Origin of the sequence: Enterovirga sp. CN4-39, from assembly GCF_049446235.1 — a bacterium.
Classification (GTDB): domain Bacteria; phylum Pseudomonadota; class Alphaproteobacteria; order Rhizobiales; family Beijerinckiaceae; genus Enterovirga.
This window is the reverse complement of the sequence record NZ_JBMSEF010000018.1, coordinates 26,314-43,647: the sequence shown is the minus strand read 5'-3', so window position 1 is coordinate 43,647 and position 17,334 is coordinate 26,314. Positions and strand designations below refer to the sequence as shown.

Below are 17,334 nucleotides of genomic sequence, written 5' to 3'. Positions count from 1 at the left end.
CCGTCCGGCTCACGACTGGCCCGAGGAGAGCGGGAAGCTGTCCCGCGGGCCGGCATTCGCGCCCTGGTGCTTCTTCAGCTCGATCTTGGCGACCGTCTCGCGGTGCACCTCGTCCGGACCATCCGCCATGCGGAGCGTGCGCGAATGCGCGTAGGCGGCCGCGAGGTGGAAGTCCTGGCTCATGCCGCCGGCGCCATGGACCTGGATGGCGCGGTCGACGACCTGGCAGGCGACGTTCGGGGCAACCACCTTGATCATCGCGATCTGGGCCCGCGCGGCCTTGTTGCCGACCGTGTCCATCATGTGCGCGGCCTGCAGGGTGAGGAGCCGCGCCTGGTCGATCTGCATGCGGGATTCTGCGATCCAGTGACGGGTCACGCCCTGGTCGGCGATGGACTTGCCGAAGGGATGCCGCGACAGGGCGCGACGGCAGAGCGTCTCCAGCGCGCGCTCTGCCACGCCGATCGAGCGCATGCAGTGGTGGATGCGGCCGGGGCCGAGGCGACCCTGCGCGATCTCGAAGCCGCGGCCCTCGCCGAGCAGGATGTTCGACTTCGGCACGCGGACGTTCTCGTAGATGATCTCGGCATGCCCGTGCGGTGCGTCGTCGTAGCCGAACACCGTGAGCGGCCGCACGACCGTGATCCCGGGCGTGTCCATGGGCACGAGCACCATGGATTGCTGCCGGTGCTTCTCGGCGTTCGGGTCCGTCTTGCCCATCAGGATCGAGATCTTGCAGCGCGGGTCCGGCGCACCCGTGATCCACCACTTGCGGCCATTGATGACGTAGTGGTCGCCGTCCGACCGGATCTCGGTCTGGATGTTGGTCGCGTCGGAAGACGCCACCGCGGGCTCCGTCATGGAGAAGCAGGAGCGGATCTCGCCCTCCATCAGCGGCTTAAGCCAGCGCTCCTGCTGTTCCGGCGTGGCGTAGCGGATAAGGGTCTCCATGTTGCCGGTATCGGGCGCGTTGCAGTTGAACGGCTCCGGCCCGATCGGCGAGCGGCCCATGATCTCGCAGATCTGGCCGTATTCCACGTTGGTGAGCCCGTCCGGGTAGTGGTCCTTCGGCAGGAACAGGTTCCAGAGGCCGGCCGCCTTCGCCTTCTTCTTCAGCTCCTCCATGACCGGCGGGATGGTCCACCGGTCCGCGGCCTTGTTCACGAAGTCCTCGTATTCGTGCTCGGCCGGATAGACATGCTCCTCCATGAAGGCGGCGACGCGGTCGCGCAGCTCCTCGGCGCGGGCGCTCATGGGGGGGATCGTCACGGTGTTCATGAATCAGGCTGCCTTGAAGAGGCCGCCGGCTTCGGCGACCCGGGAGAGATGATGGTCGGCATCGCCGAAGGCGGTGTCGATCATGGTCATGCGCTTGAAGTAGTGGCCGACCGAGTATTCCTGGGTCATGCCGACGCCGCCATGGAGCTGGATGGCCTGCTGGCCGACGAAGCGGCCCGACCGGCCGATCTGCACCTTCGCGGCGGAGACCGCATGGCCGCGCTCGGCCGGGTCGTCCGCGGCGGACATCATGGTGGCGAAGAACGCCATGGAGCGCGCCTGCTCGATCATGACGACCATGTCGGCCGCCCGGTGCTGCAGCACCTGGAACGAGCCGATCGGCATGCCGAACTGCTTGCGCGTCTTCATGTAGTCGACGGTGAGCTCGCGCATCCGGTCCATGACGCCGACCGCCTCGGCGCAGAGCGCCGCGATCGCCTCGTCGACCACGCGCTCGACGACAGGCAGCGCGCCGGACGGATCGCCGAGCACGCCTTCGGGCCCGACGCGGACATTGTCGAGCGTGATCTCGGCCGCCCGCATTCCGTCTTGGGTCGGGTAGCCGCGGCGGGAGATGCCGGGCGCCTTGGCGTCGACGAGGAACAGGCCGATGCCGCTGCGGTCGCGACGGTCCCCGCCGGTGCGGGCCGTGACGAGGAGCTTGTCGGCAGAGTCCCCGTGCAGGACCACGCCCTTCTCGCCGTTCAGCACCCAGCCGTCGCCGTCCTTCTTCGCCGTGGTCGAGACATCGAAGAGATCGTAGCGCGAGGCGCGCTCGACCTGCGCGAAGGCGAGGGTGAGTTCGCCTGCGGCGACCTGCGGCAGCAATTCCGCTTTCTGGGCATCGCTCCCCGCATGGCGCAGGAGGCCGCCGCCGAGCACCACGGTCGACAGATACGGCTCGACCACGATGCCACGCCCGAAGGCTTCCATGACGATCATGGTCTCGACCGAACCGCCGCCGATTCCGCCGTGCTCCTCGGCGAACGGCACCGCGAGCAGGCCGAGCTCGGCGAACTGGCGCCAGTTGTCACGTGAATAGCCGTCCGGCCCGGCGATGAACCCCTTGCGGCTCTCGAAGTCGTAGCGATCGGCGATCAGGCGATCGACCGAGTCCTTCAGGAGGCTCTGCTCTTCGGTAAGGTCGAAATCCATGCACTCACCTTGTCATGGCCGGGCTTGTCCCGGCGATCTCGATCGGAGATGCCGCGCAGCCCATTGGATCGGGGTGCCCGGGACGAGCCCGGGCATGACGCGGGGCCGCTACAGCCCCAGGATCGCCTTCGCGATGATCTGGCGCTGGATCTCGTTCGAGCCGCCGTAGATCGAGACCTTGCGCCAGTTGAAGTAGGTCGGCGCGACGGAGGCGGCCCAGTCGGGTCCGATCGGCGGCTCGTTGGAGAGATGCGCGTCGTCGCCTTCCGGCTCCGGCACGTAGGGGAGGGCGTACGGCCCGACCACGTCCATCAGCAGCTCCGTCGTCATCTGCTGGATCTCCGAGCCCTTGATCTTCAGCACGGAGGAGGCCGGATCGGGCTTGCCCTTCTCGCGCGTGCGCTCGGCGGCGACCACCCGGAGCTGCGTCATCTCGAGCGCCTTCAGCTCGATCTCGACCGCGGCGAGCTTCTCGCGGAAGCGCGGGTTCCTGATCATCGGCTCCTCGCCGATCCGCTCGATCGAGGCGAGTTCGCGGATGCGCCGCAGCCGCTCCTTGGACACGCCGACGCGCGCGATGTTCGTGCGCTCGTTCCCGAGCAGGAACTTGGCGTAGTCCCAGCCCTTGTTCTCCTGGCCGACAAGGTTCTCGACCGGCACCTTCACGTCGTCGAAAAAGACCTCGTTCACCTCGCGCCCGCCGTCGAGGGTCTCGATCGGCCGCACCGTGATGCCGGGCGTCTTCATGTCGATGAGCAGGAAGGAGATGCCCTCCTGCTTCTTGGCAGCGGGATCGGTGCGGACGAGGCAGAAGATCCAGTCCGCATGCTGGGCGAGCGTCGTCCAGGTCTTCTGGCCGTTGACGACGTAGTGGTCGCCCTCGCGCACGGCGCGCGTCTTCAATGAGGCGAGGTCGGAGCCTGAGCCGGGCTCGGAAAAGCCCTGGCACCACCAGTCGTCCAGGTTGGCGATGCGGGGCAGGAAGCGCTGCTTCTGCGCCTCGTTCCCGAAGGTGTAGATCACCGGGCCGACCATGTTCACGCCGAAGGCGAGCGGCGCGGGGGCCGGGAAGGCCTGCAGCTCCTCGAGGAAGATGTACTGGCGCACCGGATCCCAGCCCGTGCCGCCATATTCCACCGGCCAGTGCGGGACGCCCCAGCCATGCCCGTTCAGGGTGCGGGTCCACTGGACGAGTTCGGGCTTGGTGAAATGGTGGCCGGCGACCAGCTTCTCGCGCAGCTTCGGATCGAGGTTGTCGCGAAAGAACGAGCGCACCTCCTCGCGGAAGGCGTTCTCCTCTGGGGTGAACCGCAGATCCATCTGTCGTCTCCTCCGCCCGGACCGTTACCGGCCCAGCCGATCGCCGCCGTTGCGGCGCGCTTCAGAAGCTCAATGCCCCATCAACGCACGCGTTGCCAGAGCCCCCCGGCCGACATCAATTGAGCGTTCTTGCCGCCGGTCTGTCGACCGCCGAGCGTCAACAGATAGAATTGCTCGATCTCGCGCTGGCCGGACAGCACGCGCGGCGCGCGCGCATCCGGGAAGAAGACGTAGACGTCCTCGTCCGAGTGGGGGGCGTATTTTTCCTGGTCGCCATGCAGCACCATGGGCCGGCCGAGACGGCGGTTCACATAGGTCTGCACGTCCGTCAGCTCCTTGGACCGGACATGCTTCTCGCCCAGGCGGGTTTCGGTCACGAACACGGTGTCCAGGGGCGAATCCCTGTCGACGATCGCGTACAGGTCATAGTCGCCGTGGATGTAGGTGGCGGCTGAGATCAGCGAGTTGGAGGAGAACATCACGCAGCCGTAATGCTTGTGCTGCGGGTTCATCTGGACGCCGTAGAGGCCGCCACCGGGATAATAGGTCTTCGTCGGCCGGCCGCTCCGGTCGTAGATCCCGGACGTGACCTTTGGAGCGAATTTCCCCCATTCCTCCAGCGCCTTGGCGTGCTTGCCGCCCTTGAAGGCGGAGTGACCGACCACGTTCGGGTCGACCACCAGTCCGGCCGTCTTGTAGATCCGACCTTCGATGATCACGTCGAGATCGGCGGTCTTTGCCTTGCAGTCCAGCCGCTTCGCCGAATAGCCGTCCTGGCTCATGTAGGGCAGCGAATGCGGGTTGGTCGCGCGGACCAGGATGAAGAGCTCGAACCAGCGCGCGGCCTCGGCGAAGACGGCCGCATCCTTCTCCCGCATGCCGCCGAGCACGGCAGAATCCAGGCTCCCGCTCATGACCTCAACCCCCCCACCGTCCGTGTCGTAAGGAGAATACGCCGCATGCTGCTGGCGAGAGGTGCGTGCGCTCACGCGGCGGGCTTCCTCAGGCCGCGCCGCGCTGCGCCGCGGCCTTCCGGCGCTCCTCGTCCCGCAATTCCAGCTTGGAGAGCTTGCCCACGCCGGTCCGGGGAAGCGCCGGGCGGATCTCGAGCGCATGCGGCATCTCGTGACGGCCGAGCTTGTCCTTCAGGAAGACGTGAAGCTCTTCCAGCGTGAACGGCTCGGACCCGGCGCGAAGCTTGACGAAAGCCTTGGCGCTCTCGCCCCGATAAGGGTCGGGCACGCCGACGACCAGGCATTCCTCGACGGCAGGATGCTCGTAGACGGCCTGCTCGATCATCTGCGGGTAGACGTTGAAGCCGCCCGAGATGATCATGTCCTTCTTGCGGTCGACGATGAAGAAGAAGCCGTCCTCGTCCATGTAGCCGATGTCGCCGGTCAGGAACCAATCGCCCACGAAGGCGGCGGCGGTCTCCTCCGGCTTGTTCCAGTAGCCCCGGGTGACGTTCGGTCCCCTGATCCGAAGCTCGCCGACCTCGCCCGGTGCCAGCACCTTGGTGGGATCCTGCAGCGAGCAGATGTCCATCTCGACGCCGGGGAGGGGCAGCCCGATAGTGCCGGGCTTCGTCGGTCCGGCGGACAGGCGGTTCGTTCCGGCCGGCGAGGTCTCGGTCATGCCCCAGCCTCCGACGAGGCGATGGCCCGTCAGCCGCTGGAATCGTTCCGCCACCTCGACCGGGAGAGGCGCGCCGCCGGAGCCGCAATAGGCGAGGGAGGAGAAGTCCCGCTCCTCGATTCGGGGCACGCCAGAGAGCGCGATCCACATGGTCGGCACGCCCGGAAAATGGGTCGCCCGGCCGACCTCGATGTCGCGCAGCGTCTGCTCCACGTCGAAGCGGGGACGCAGCATGATCTCGGCGCCGCGCTTCAAGCCGCGAAGAAGGATCGTGGTCAGGGCATAGATGTGGAAGAGCGGCAGGACGCACAGGATCCTGTCATGCCCCGTCCGGTCCTTCGGGATCGCGCCGAACCAGGTGGCGTACATCGACACCGCGGCAGTCAGGTTTGCGTGGCTGAGAATGGCGCCTTTCGGCAGCCCCGTCGTCCCTCCCGTGTACTGGAGAAGCGCCACGTCCTCGGGCCGGATCTCCGGCAGCGGGCCGGTCGGCTCCGCGCCCGCCGTGAACGACGCGAAGCTCATGACGCGCGGGCGCTCGTTGATCGGGGAGGAGGCCGGGACGGGCGAGGGGCCCCATTCCGCGTCGTCGCCGACGATCAGGAGGTCGATCAGGCCCATGTCGAGCAGCTTCTCGGCCCGCTCGTACATGCCGCCGATATTGGTGGTGACGAGCGTCCGGGCGCCGGAATCCTTCAGCTTGTGCGCAAGCTCCCGCTCGGCGTCGAGCGGCGAGAGATGCACGACCCTCGCCCCCGTCATCGTGCCGCCGAAGAACGTGAACGGGTGATAGGGCGTGTTGGGAAGATGGAGGGCGACGGCCGAGTCGCGGCTGATCCCCGCCCGGATGAGCGCCGCTGCCGTGATCTCAGCCTGGCGCAGCAGTCCGGCATAGCTGACGGCGCGGCCGCGGAACTCGAGTGCGGTCCTGTCCCCGAAGGTTTGCGCGGCCTCCCGCAGCAGGTCGGGAACGGTTCCGATGACGATCGGGGCATCCCAGGACAGGCCCGCGGGATAGGATCGTTCCCAGGCGAAGGGCCGGGTGCTCACGCCCGCTCCCGGTCGGCAGGACTGGACATCGCGTTTCCTCGGTTTTTGCCGTTCCGCCGCGCCACCGCACGGCTTTTCGGCGGTCATTATGCCCCCGGCGCATGGGATGCCAAGCGGCGGGGGTGCGACTTTCGCGTGCATCCCGGGCTCGCTGAACGCGGACTTGCCCGACGCGCGGGCTGGCGCGATATGCACGGGAAGGGGCCGTCCGGCCGGACAGGCCCGTGATCTGCGCTGGCGGCCGACGCCAGACTCCCGGGAGAGCAACGCCCATGCGTGAAGCCGTCATCGTGTCCACCGCCCGCACGCCGATCGGCAAGGCGTATCGCGGCGCCTTCAACGACACGCAGGCCCAGACGCTTGGCGGGCACGCCATCGCGGAAGCCGTGAAGCGGGCCGGCATCGAGCCCGGCGAGGTCGACGACGTCATCATCGGCGCGGCCCTCCAGCAGGGCTCGACGGGCTACAACATCGCGCGCCAGGCGGCCTTGCGCGCCGGCCTGCCGGAGAGTGTCGCCGGCCAGAGCATGGACCGGCAATGCGCCTCCGGCCTGATGGCCATCGCGACGGCCGCCAAGCAGGTGATCGTGGACGGCATGCAGGTCGCGGTCGGCGGCGGGCTGGAATCGATCTCGCTCGTCCAGAACGAGCACCAGAACCGCTTCCGCGCGGCCGACCCGTTCCTGGTCGAGCGCATCCCCCAGCTCTACATGACCATGCTGGAGACGGCCGAGATCGTCTCCGAGCGATACGGCGTCTCGCGCGAGGCGCAGGACGAATATGCGCTCCAGTCGCAGCGCCGCACCGCAGAGGCGCAGGATGCCGGTCGCTACAAGGAGGAGATCGCTCCGCTCACGGCCTCCATGCTGGTGACCGACAAGGCGACGGGGGAGACCTCCTCGCGCCAGATCACGCTCGACAAGGACGAAGGCAACCGGCCGCAGACCCGCCTCGAGGACCTGGAGAAGCTGCAGCCCGTCTTCAAGAACGGGCAGCGCGTGAAGGAGGGCCGCTTCATCACGGCCGGCAACGCCTCCCAGCTGTCCGACGGCGCCTCCGCATGCGTCCTCATGGAGGCGAAGGAGGCCGAGCGCCGTGGCCTTCAGCCGCTCGGTGCCTATCGCGGCATGGCGGTGGCCGGCTGCGGCCCGGAGGAGATGGGGATCGGGCCCGTCTTCGCAGTGCCGAAGCTCCTGAAGCAGCACGGGCTCACGGTCGACGACATCGACCTCTGGGAGCTGAACGAGGCCTTCGCCTGCCAGGTGCTCTACAGCCGCGACAAGCTCGGCATCCCGAACGAGAGGCTGAACGTCGACGGCGGCGCGATCTCGATCGGCCATCCCTACGGCATGTCCGGCGCCCGCATGACCGGCCACATCCTGGTCGAGGGCAAGCGCCGGGGCGCCAAGTACGGCGTTGTCACCATGTGCGTCGGCGGCGGCATGGGCGCGGCGGGCCTGTTCGAGATTTTCTGATACGATCTTGCCGGGAGCCGGCGACGGAGGTTCGCCATCGGAGCGGAGGAATGGATGGCCACGTTGACCATCTCGCTGCCTGAGGCGAGTACGGCCTGGCTCGACGAGCGCGTTCGGTCCGGAGAGTACACGACGGCGAGCGACTATGTGCGCTCGCTGATAGAACGTGACCGCGACGAGCGGCAGCTGAGTCAGGAGGAACTCGGGCGCCTACTGGACGATGCCGATTCTGGCGGTCTCAGCGATCGCTCGGTGGACGAGATCGCGGCGGCCGCATGGTCCCGACGGGCGGGCTGAGATGCCGTACCGGCTTACGCTTCGCGCGGAAGCCGATCTCGCCGACATTTTCGCCCGCAGCCTGACGTTCTTTGGCCCGAGACAGGCTGAACGCTATCGGGACGGGCTCAAGGCCTGCTTGGAGCTGATCGGCGACAATCCTCACATCGGCAGGCCGGTGCGCGTCCGGCCTGGCGTGCGGCGCCATGAGCACGGACGACACGTGATCTTCTACCGCGAGCAGGACGGCCGCGTTCTCGTGCTGGCTGTACTCCATCAACGCCGCCTTCCTGATCTCGATAAGCTCTGAGCGGCGCGCCGCGCCTCGGTCCTCGGCCGTGTATTCGGTTGCGAGCGGCTTCAGCGCATTCCCGTCCGGAAACGCCCGCTCGGCGACATGAGAGGACGATGCCTTCCCTGCCTCTTTTGAGGCGTTGACAGCCACATCGGGCGGCAGGACCTTCGCAGGAGGGCTTGCGGAGAGGCGCAGGCCGGCCAGTTCGGCTCGGCTGGCGGCCCCGCGGGCCCGAACGATGCGCCGCTGGCCGGGAGGGAGCCGGCCCGAGCGATCGGCTGAATCGACCGTCCTCACGCGGGAGAGACGACATGGCCATGCTCTCGATCACGACGTTCACAGGCCACAGCGCGGCGCTGTCGCCGGACGCGTTCCTCGCCTTCAGGGCCGGCCTTCGCGGAGAGACCCTGCTGCGGGACGACGAGGGCTTTGAGGGCGCCCGCACCATCTGGAACGGCATGGTCGATCGACGGCCCGCTGTAATCGTCCGGTGCTTCGGCGCGGCCGATGTCATCCGCGCCGTCAATTTCGCCCGCGAGCACGAACTGGTCGTGTCCGTCCGCAGCGGCGGCCACAACATCGCCGGCAACGCCGTCTGCGAGGGCGGCATGATGATCGACCTCCGGCCGATGAACTCCGTCCGGGTCGACCCGGCGACCGCGAGAGCCTGGGTGGGGCCCGGCGCGACCCTGGGGGACCTGGATCGCGAGACGCAGGCCTTCGGCCTCGTGGTTCCGACCGGCATCAACTCCACGACGGGCATCGCCGGCCTGACGCTGGGCGGCGGCTTCGGCTGGATCACCCGCAAGTTCGGGCTGACCATCGACAATCTCTCGGCCGCCGACGTGGTCACGGCCGATGGCCGCTTCCTCCGGGCGAGCACGTTCGAAAATCCCGACCTGTTCTGGGCCATCCGCGGCGGCGGCGGCAATTTCGGGATCGTCACCAGCTTCGAGTTCGACCTGCAGCCGCTCGATCCCGAGGTCATCTCCGGGCTCGTCATCCACCCGTTCGACGACGCGGCCGATCTGCTTCGCCAATACCGGGAGGCGGTCGACCGCGCTCCCGACGAGCTCAGCTGCTGGGTAGTGATGCGAAAGGCGCCGCCGCTGCCCTTCATCCCGGCCGAGTGGCACGGGCGCGAGGTCCTGATCTTCGCCATGTGCTACGCCGGGGATCTCGTGGCCGGGGAGGCCGCGACGCGCCAGCTTCGCTCGATCGGCCGGCCCATCGCGGACGTGGTCGGGCCGCACCGCTTCGTCGACTGGCAGGCCGCCTTCGATCCGCTCCTCACGCCTGGCGCGCGCAATTACTGGAAGAGCCACGACTTCGAGGCCCTGCCCGACAGCCTGATCGACGTCATCGCCCGGGCGGTGAAGACGCTCCCCGGCGACGAGTGCGAGGTGTTCATCGCCCATCTCGGCGGGCGAATGAGCCAGATCCAGTCGAACGCAACGGCCTTCCCGGCCCGCGACACGCATTTCTCGATGAACGTGCATACCCGCTGGCGGCAGGACCATGAGGACAATGCCTGCATCCGCTGGGCGCGGGAGTTCTTCGCGGCGACCGAGCCGTTCGCGACCGGGACGGCCTACGTGAACTTCATGCCCGCCGACGAGGGGGAGCGGGTGGAGCGGATCTATGGGGCGAACTATCGCCGGCTGGCCGAGATCAAGGGGCGGTACGATCCCCACAACATGTTCCGGATGAACCAGAACATCCATCCCGCGCATTGAGCATCGCGCAACAAGTCGGTTGCGCATCGCGTCCGAGGCTGGCATAGGAATGAGCAACCGGAGGGTTGCTCATGTCGGATCGTGTCGAGAAGTCGATCGAGATCAACGCGCCGGTCGAGCGCGTCTGGCGTGCCCTGACCGATCACGAAGAGTTCGGAGCCTGGTTCCGGGTGAGGCTCGACGGGCCCTTCGTCGTGGGCTCCCGGTCGCGCGGGCGGATGACCTACCCGGGTTTCGAGGCCTTTCCGTGGGACGCACGGGTCCTGGTCATGGACGAGCCCCGCCGCTTTGCGTTCGAATGGCCGCATATCGAGGCTGCGGACGAGGACGCGGATCAGGCGCCCTGGACCCGGGTCGAATTTTCGCTGGCGCCGATCCCGGCCGGAACCCGGCTGACCGTCGTCGAATCGGGGTTCGATGCCCTGCCGCCCGAGCGGCGCGTCGAATTCATGCGCCGCAACGAGCAGGGCTGGGCGGAGCAGGCCGGGAACATCAAGGCGCATGTCGAGCGCTGAGCCGGCATTCTTCTCCTCCAGTCCCGCGTTGATCTTCGCTGCGCTGGGGGACGAGACTCGGCTGTCCATCATCAAGGACCTGAGCGACGGCTCGGCGCGCTCCATCTCGGCTCTGGCGGTCGACAAGGGACTCACCCGGCAGGCGGTCACCAAGCACCTGCATGTTCTCCAGGAGGCCGGGCTCGTCAGCAGCACCCGGCTGGGACGGGAGAGCCGGTTCGAACTCCGGCCGGAGGCCCTCCGTCAGGCGCGCTCCTACCTGGAGAGCGTTGCCGCGCAGTGGGATGATGCGCTGGGGCGGCTCAGGCTCTTCGTCGAGGATCCCGCCGGCCGGGGCTGACCGACCGGCCGGGCGGCCTTGCCCCGGCACCGATCCTGCCGATACACGCCTCCCAGACTGGGCATTCAGCTTTAGGGAGGTAGCATCGTGGCCGACACTCAATCCGGCGTAACGGACCTGAAGGTAGAGGACGGCATCGCCGTCGTGACGGTGAATTCGCCGCCCGTGAATGCGCTGGGCGCCGCCGTGCGGGACGGCGTATCGGCCCGCATGCGCGAGGCTGCCGCCGACCCGGCCGTGAAGGCCGTCGTCCTCATCTGCGAAGGCCGCACCTTCTTCGCCGGCGCCGACATCACGGAATTCGGCAAGCCCCCGAAGGGCGTGCCGCTCGGCGAACTCGTGACCCAGATCGAGGACATGCCGAAGCCGGTCGTCGCGGCCATCCACGGCACCGCGCTCGGCGGGGGCCTGGAAACGGCGCTCGGCTGCCATTACCGGGTCGCGGTCCCCTCCGCGCGCGTCGGCCTGCCGGAGGTGAAGCTCGGCCTGATCCCGGGTGCCGGCGGGACGCAGCGCCTGCCGCGCGTCGTCGGCGCGGAGCGGGCGCTGGAGATGATCACCTCCGGGGAGCATGTGCCCGCCCCGAAGGCGAAGGAATCGGGTCTCGTGGACGAACTCGCGCCGGAAGGCGACCTGCGTCAGGCGGCAGTGGATTTCGCAAAGCGCCTCGTTGCGGACGGGAAGGGCCCGCGCAAGGTGCGCGAGTTGTCCGACAGGACGGCTTCGGCCCGCGGCAAGCCGGAGATCTTCGCTGATTTCGCCAAGGCGAATGCCCGCAAGTTCCGCGGCTTCGAGGCGCCGGCCGCCTGCATCGAGGCCGTCAAGGCTGCCGTCGAGCTTCCGTTCGACCAGGGTCTCGCAAGGGAGCGCGAGCTCTTCCTCGGCCTGATCGACGGCACGCAGTCGAAGGCCCAGCGCTACGTGTTCTTCGCCGAGCGCGAGGTCCGCAAGATCCCGGACCTGCCCGACGACACCCCGACCAAGCCCGTGAACTCTGTCGGCATCATCGGGGCCGGCACGATGGGCGGCGGCATCGCGATGAACTTCCTGAACGCGTGCATCCCGGTGACCATCGTCGAGATGAAGCAGGAAGCGCTCGATCGCGGCCTGTCGATCATCCGCAAGAACTACGAGGCGACGGCAGCAAAGGGGCGGCTGAAGCCGGAAGACGTCGAGAAGCGCATGTCCCTGATCAAGGGATCCTTGGATTTCAACGAGCTGTCCAAGCCCGACCTCATCATCGAGGCCGTGTTCGAGGACATGAACATCAAGAAGGAGGTCTTCGCCCGCCTCGACAAGATCGCCAAGCCCGGCGCGATCCTGGCCTCCAACACCTCCTATCTCAATGTCGACGAGATCGCCTCGGTCACGAGCCGGCCGGAGAGCGTCATCGGCATGCATTTCTTCTCGCCCGCGAACGTGATGAAGCTGCTCGAGGTGGTGCGGGCCGAGAAGGCCTCGAAGGATGTCGTCGCCACCGCCGTGAAGCTCGCGCCCAAGATCGGCAAGATCGGCGTGCTGGTCGGCGTCTGCTACGGCTTCGTCGGCAACCGCATGCTGGCCGAGCGGCAGCGCGAGGCGAACCGCCTCGTCGAGGAAGGCGCGATGCCGTGGGACGTCGACCGCGTCCTCTACGATTTCGGCCTGCCGATGGGGCCGTTCGCCATGAGCGACCTCGCGGGCCTGGATATCGGCTGGTCGCGCGAGACGAGCAAGGGCGAAACGCTGCGCGAAAAACTCTGCGAGATGGATCGCCGGGGCCAGAAGACGGGCGCCGGCTTCTACGACTACGATTCCAGCCGCAAGGCGACGCCTTCGCCGATCGTCGAGCAGATGGTGCTCGACCATTCCAAGCAGAAGGGCATCACGCGCCGGCAGATCTCGGATTCCGAGATCCTCGAGCGGCTGGTCTACCCGATGATCAACGAGGGCGCGAAGATCCTCGAGGAGGGCAAGGCCATCCGCGCCTCCGACATCGATATGGTCTGGATCAACGGCTATGGCTGGCCGGTCTATCGCGGCGGGCCGATGTTCTACGCCGACACGGTCGGCCTCAGGAACGTCCTCGCCCGGATGGAGCAGTGGGAGCGCGAGCTCGGTCCCGAGTTCAAGCCCTCCGAACTGCTTCGCCGCAAGGCGGAGGCGGGCGAGACCTTTACGGGCGCGGTGTAAGCCCGAAGGCTCCCTCGACGAAGCATTGAGCGCGTCTCGGCGCGCTCAATGCGCCGCGATGAGCCAGACGACGCTCGCCAGCGGGAAGACGACCCCGATCGCGAAGCAGAAGGCGGTTTCGACCATTGATGTCCCTGTTGTCCCGGTTGTTGCGAGCGGGATCTAGGGAGCAAGCCTTGCTTCGAGATTGAGCGAGATGGTTTCGTAGCCGTCACCGCGCATGACGGAAGGGCGGATGGATAACGGATGATCGAAGCCGATATCGCGATCGTCGGGGGCGGCATCGCCGGCGCCTCGGCGGCCGCTCACCTCGCTCCTCACCGCCGCGTCGTCCTGCTCGAGCAGGAGGACCAGCCGGGCTATCACGCCTCAGGCCGCTCGGCGGCCTTGTTCACGGAGACCTACGGCAACGCCGTCGTTCGCGCGCTGACGGTCGCGAGCCGCCCCTTCCTGAGCGCCCCGCCCGAGGGGTTTGCCGAGCATCCGCTCCTGACGCCGCGCGGCGTGCTGCATATCGGCGGGGAGGGCGACCTCCCGGCGCTCGCCTCTCTCCATGCCGAGACGAGCGCCCTGGTGCCCGGCGTGCGGCTGCTCGATGCCGAGCAGGCGCGCCGTCTCGTGCCGGCGCTGCGGGAGGATTGGCTGCACGGCGGCGTTCTCGAACCGGACGCGCAGGACATCGACACGCATGGCTGCCTGCAGGGCTTCCTGCGCGTGGCCCGGACCCATGGCGCCCAGGTCCTGCCGCGCGCCGAGGTCACCGGGCTCGAGAGGCGAGATGGCCGCTGGCAGATCCGGAGCCGGGCCGGGGAGGTGCGGGCCGAGATCGTCATCAACGCGGCCGGTGCCTGGGCCGACACGGTCGCGGGTCTCGCCGGGGTGGCGCGTCGCGGGATCGTGCCGAAGCGCCGGACGGCCTTCCTCTTCGCACCGCCGGAGGGCGTCTCCGCCCGAGAGTGGCCCATGGTCATCGGCCCAGGCGAAGCCTTCTACTTCAAGCCCGATGCGGGAATGATTCTCGGTTCACCGGCGGACGAGACGCCGAGCGAGCCCATGGATGCCCAGCCGGACGAACTCGACGTCGCCATCGCGGTGGATCGGATCCAGCAGGTCGCCGACCTGCCGATCCGCAGGATCGCCCGCCGCTGGGCCGGCCTGCGCAGCTTCGCGCCGGACAAGACGCCCGTCGTCGGCTTCGACCCGGATGCTGCCGGCTTCTTCTGGCTTGCGGGGCAGGGGGGCTACGGCTTCCATACCGCACCGGCCCTTGCCGCCGTCACGGCGGGGCTGATCGTCCGCGGGACGATGCCGGAGCCGATCGCGGATCTCGGGGTCACCGAGGCGCAGCTCGCGCCGGGGCGCCTGCCTGCGCTCTGACGCGCATTCATCAGGGCCCGTGATCGTCGACCTGACGTCTTTTTGTTGGCGTCCGGTCCGTCGCATCGGACAGAAGGGCTGTCCTCCCGAGGGAATGCCATGCCGACGCTCGTGATCGCCAACAAGTGCTATTCGTCGTGGTCGCTGCGTCCATGGCTCCTGCTGAAGCAACTCGGGATCGCCTTCGACGAGATCCTGATCCCGCTCGGGCAGCCGGACACGTCCGACCGCATCCGCGAGCATTCGCCGGCGGGCCGGGTTCCGATCCTCAAGGATGGCTCGGTCGCCGTCTGGGACTCGCTGTCCATCATGGAATACGCGGCCGAGCGATGGCCCCAGGCGCAGGTCTGGCCAGAGAGCCGCGAGGCGCGCGCCCTGGCGCGCTCGATCTCGGCGGAGATGCATTCGGGATTCCAGGCTCTCCGCAATGGCTGCCCGATGAACCTGGGGAAGCGCTTCGGACCGAAGGATCGGGGCGAGGCCGTGTCCCGCGACGTCGCCCGCATCGACGCGCTCTGGCAGGATGCCCGGGCACGGTTCGGCCAGGGCGGGCCGTTCCTGTTCGGCGCCTTCTCGGCCGCGGATGCGATGTATGCGCCGGTCGTGACTCGTTTCGAGACCTACTCGGTGAAGGTCTCGCCCGTTTCGCACGCCTATATGTCGGCCATCCTGGGCCTGCCTGCCTTCGGGGAATGGCGCGCTGCCGCGCTCCAGGAACCCTGGTTCTACAAGGAGGACGAGGTCGACGAGGAACCGGTCGCCAATTTCCGCCTGGTCCGCTAGACGTCCGGCCGAGTGGAGCGCCTCCGATGAACGCCATGAATACGCATTACCCCGACCCGACGCTCGTTGAACCCGTGGCCCGGCACACGCTTGCTGTGGTGGTGGACAACGAGCCCGGCGTATTGGCGCGCATCGCGGGCCTGTTCTCCGGCCGCGGCTACAATATCGAGAGCCTGACGGTGTCGGAGACGGAGCACGAGAAGCACCTCTCGCGCATCACGATCGTGACGGCCGGCACGAACGCGATCCTGGAACAGATCAAGAGCCAGCTCGAGCGGCTGGTCCCGGTCCACCGCGTCGTGGACCTGACCGTCCAGGGGAACGCCATCGAGCGCGAGCTCGCGCTCGTGAAGGTGCAGGGCAAGGGCGAGACCCGGGTCGAGGCGATGCGGCTGGCCTCCGCTTTCGGCGCGAAGACCGTCGATGCGACGCTGTCCTCCTTCGTCTTCGAACTCACCGGGACGACGGACGAGGTCGAGCGCTTCATCAACCTGATGGTTGCCGTCGGGCTCGTCGAGGTCTCCCGTACCGGCGTCGCCGCGATGGGGCGGGGCGCCGACCCCATGTGAGTTTGCGGAGGGCGGATATCCGACGTATATCCGTCCGGCTTGGAGCGACCTATGCAAGCCAAGATCGCCCGGTGGGGGAATAGCCTCGCGGTTCGCCTGCCGGCCGAAATCGTGCGCGACCTGGGTTTCCGCGAGGGACAGATCGTCGAACTGACCGCCAACAAGCCGAAGCTCGAGGTCGCGCCCCGGGAGGGTGAGCGCCGCTACACGGCCAGCGGCATCCCGATCTACAGCTTGGAAGAGCTCGTCGCTCAGATGAAGCCGGAGGATGAGCCCGAGACGATCGACTGGGGCCCCGACCGCGGCTCCGAGATCATCGACGACGAGTATTCGCGCGGTGAAATCACGCTTGATGACGTCCTGAGCGGCCGTGCTGCCAAACGGCGGTGAGATCGTCTGGGCCGTCCTGGACCCGGTGCTTGGGACGGAGCAGGCCGGACGCAGGCCTGTACTGATCCTCACGGACCGGACCTACCACGGGCGGTCCACGCGGGCGATCGTCTGCCCGATCTCCAAGACTGACCGCGATTGGCCGTTCGACGTGATGCTGCCTCCTGGACTGAAGACCGTCGGCTTCGTCCTGGTGGATCAGATCAGGACCTTGCATCGCGCTTCGCGCCTCAAGGAACATATCGAAACCGCGCCGGACGCTCTTGTTGCGGAAGTGCGTGGGCGTCTTAAGGCCCTTCTAGGTCTGGCTGAGGAAACGCAATGAAGCTCTACTACTCCCCCGGCGCCTGCTCGCTCGCCCCGCACATCACCCTCGAGGAGACGGGCACGCATTACGAGCCCGTCCTCGTGAAGCTGGCGGACGGAGCCCAGCGGACGCCCGAATACCTCGCCATCAACCCGAAGGGGCGCGTTCCGGCACTCTCGGATGACGGGTTCGTGGTGACCGAGAACCCGGCCGTGCTGCGCTACATCGCCCGCAAGTATCCGACGGCGGCTTTGTGGCCGGACGATCCGCGCGACGAGGCGCGGTGCGTGGAATGGCTCGGCTGGTGCGCCTCGACCATCCATGTCTCCTACGCGCATATCCGCCGGCCCGAGCGCTATGCCACGAGCGATGCCGCCAAGGCGGACGTGATGGAGAAGGGGCGCGAGACCTGCCGGGATGTGTGGGCACAGGTCGAGAAGCGCTTTGCGGCCTCGGCCTCCGACTGGGCTGCCGGCGACAGCTATTCCGTCGCCGACCCCTACATCTTCACCTTCTGGACCTGGGGGCGGGGCTCCGTGCTCGGATACGACATGGCGCGCGAGTTCCCGGCCTGGACCGCGCATGCGAGGCGGATGGGCGAGCGTCCGGCCGTGCAGCGGGCCCTGCAGCGGGAGGGGATTGCGCTGCCGTGACGCCGGAA

General features: G+C 67.8%; 18 protein-coding genes. 13 read left to right on the top strand and 5 right to left on the bottom strand.

Translation table 11 applies throughout. The features are described from left to right. Positions 1-9: 9 nt before the first annotated feature. The 5 genes from ACO2SS_RS23030 to pimA all read right to left on the bottom strand — a co-directional run bounded on the left by ACO2SS_RS23030 (position 10) and on the right by pimA (position 6,438). Positions 10-1,254, bottom strand: coding sequence for an acyl-CoA dehydrogenase family protein (locus ACO2SS_RS23030; protein WP_423280180.1), 1,245 nt, complete (start codon positions 1,252-1,254; stop codon positions 10-12). Between the two features lie 27 nt (positions 1,255-1,281). Beyond that, a complete protein-coding gene (locus ACO2SS_RS23025; RefSeq protein ID WP_423280179.1) occupies positions 1,282-2,433 on the bottom strand; it encodes an acyl-CoA dehydrogenase family protein in 1,152 nt (383 codons plus the stop codon). 108 nt (positions 2,434-2,541) lie between these two features. Then, complete coding sequence (gene pimC, locus ACO2SS_RS23020) at positions 2,542-3,753, bottom strand: pimeloyl-CoA dehydrogenase large subunit (protein ID WP_423280178.1); 1,212 nt, start codon at positions 3,751-3,753, stop codon at positions 2,542-2,544. A gap of 80 nt (positions 3,754-3,833) precedes the next feature. Further along, positions 3,834-4,667, bottom strand: a complete 834-nt coding sequence (locus ACO2SS_RS23015) for a hypothetical protein (RefSeq protein ID WP_423280177.1) — start codon at positions 4,665-4,667, stop codon at positions 3,834-3,836. A gap of 88 nt (positions 4,668-4,755) precedes the next feature. Next, positions 4,756-6,438, bottom strand: coding sequence for a dicarboxylate--CoA ligase PimA (gene pimA / locus ACO2SS_RS23010; RefSeq protein ID WP_423280176.1), 1,683 nt, complete (start codon positions 6,436-6,438; stop codon positions 4,756-4,758). 272 nt (positions 6,439-6,710) lie between these two features. On the opposite strand from pimA, the gene ACO2SS_RS23005 reads away from it, so the two are divergent. The 13 genes from ACO2SS_RS23005 (at position 6,711) to ACO2SS_RS22945 (ending at position 17,326) form a co-directional block, all read left to right on the top strand. Continuing rightward, positions 6,711-7,913, top strand: a complete 1,203-nt coding sequence (locus ACO2SS_RS23005; protein WP_423280175.1) for an acetyl-CoA C-acyltransferase — start codon at positions 6,711-6,713, stop codon at positions 7,911-7,913. 54 nt (positions 7,914-7,967) lie between these two features. After that, positions 7,968-8,210, top strand: coding sequence for a ribbon-helix-helix domain-containing protein (locus ACO2SS_RS23000; protein WP_423280174.1), 243 nt, complete (start codon positions 7,968-7,970; stop codon positions 8,208-8,210). A 1-nt stretch (position 8,211) separates the two neighbouring features. After that, a complete protein-coding gene (locus ACO2SS_RS22995; protein ID WP_423280173.1) occupies positions 8,212-8,499 on the top strand; it encodes a type II toxin-antitoxin system RelE/ParE family toxin in 288 nt (95 codons plus the stop codon). A gap of 296 nt (positions 8,500-8,795) precedes the next feature. Further along, positions 8,796-10,220 (top strand): FAD-binding oxidoreductase, encoded by a 1,425-nt coding sequence (locus tag ACO2SS_RS22990; RefSeq protein WP_423280172.1) that lies wholly within the window; start codon positions 8,796-8,798, stop codon positions 10,218-10,220. 71 nt (positions 10,221-10,291) lie between these two features. Then, on the top strand, positions 10,292-10,735 hold the full coding sequence (locus tag ACO2SS_RS22985; protein WP_423280171.1) for an SRPBCC family protein: 444 nt from the start codon (positions 10,292-10,294) through the stop codon (positions 10,733-10,735). After that, complete coding sequence (locus tag ACO2SS_RS22980) at positions 10,722-11,075, top strand: ArsR/SmtB family transcription factor (RefSeq protein ID WP_423280170.1); 354 nt, start codon at positions 10,722-10,724, stop codon at positions 11,073-11,075. Before ACO2SS_RS22985 ends, ACO2SS_RS22980 begins: the two co-directional genes overlap by 14 nt. Before the next feature lie 87 nt (positions 11,076-11,162). Next, on the top strand, positions 11,163-13,247 hold the full coding sequence (locus ACO2SS_RS22975; RefSeq protein WP_423280169.1) for a 3-hydroxyacyl-CoA dehydrogenase NAD-binding domain-containing protein: 2,085 nt from the start codon (positions 11,163-11,165) through the stop codon (positions 13,245-13,247). A 246-nt stretch (positions 13,248-13,493) separates the two neighbouring features. Then, entirely contained in the window at positions 13,494-14,624 is a 1,131-nt protein-coding gene (locus ACO2SS_RS22970) for an NAD(P)/FAD-dependent oxidoreductase (protein ID WP_423280168.1), read from the top strand. A 99-nt stretch (positions 14,625-14,723) separates the two neighbouring features. Beyond that, on the top strand, positions 14,724-15,407 hold the full coding sequence (locus tag ACO2SS_RS22965; protein WP_423280167.1) for a glutathione S-transferase family protein: 684 nt from the start codon (positions 14,724-14,726) through the stop codon (positions 15,405-15,407). Between the two features lie 26 nt (positions 15,408-15,433). After that, positions 15,434-15,976 carry an acetolactate synthase small subunit gene (ilvN, locus tag ACO2SS_RS22960; protein ID WP_423280166.1) on the top strand — a complete coding sequence of 181 codons (543 nt, stop codon included), beginning with the start codon at positions 15,434-15,436 and terminating at the stop codon, positions 15,974-15,976. Positions 15,977-16,027: 51 nt separating this feature from the next. Further along, positions 16,028-16,366, top strand: a complete 339-nt coding sequence (locus tag ACO2SS_RS22955; protein WP_423280165.1) for an AbrB/MazE/SpoVT family DNA-binding domain-containing protein — start codon at positions 16,028-16,030, stop codon at positions 16,364-16,366. After that, positions 16,347-16,691, top strand: a complete 345-nt coding sequence (locus ACO2SS_RS22950; RefSeq protein WP_423280164.1) for a type II toxin-antitoxin system PemK/MazF family toxin — start codon at positions 16,347-16,349, stop codon at positions 16,689-16,691. Before ACO2SS_RS22955 ends, ACO2SS_RS22950 begins: the two co-directional genes overlap by 20 nt. Further along, positions 16,688-17,326, top strand: a complete 639-nt coding sequence (locus ACO2SS_RS22945; protein ID WP_423280163.1) for a glutathione S-transferase family protein — start codon at positions 16,688-16,690, stop codon at positions 17,324-17,326. Before ACO2SS_RS22950 ends, ACO2SS_RS22945 begins: the two co-directional genes overlap by 4 nt. Positions 17,327-17,334 lie beyond the last annotated feature (8 nt).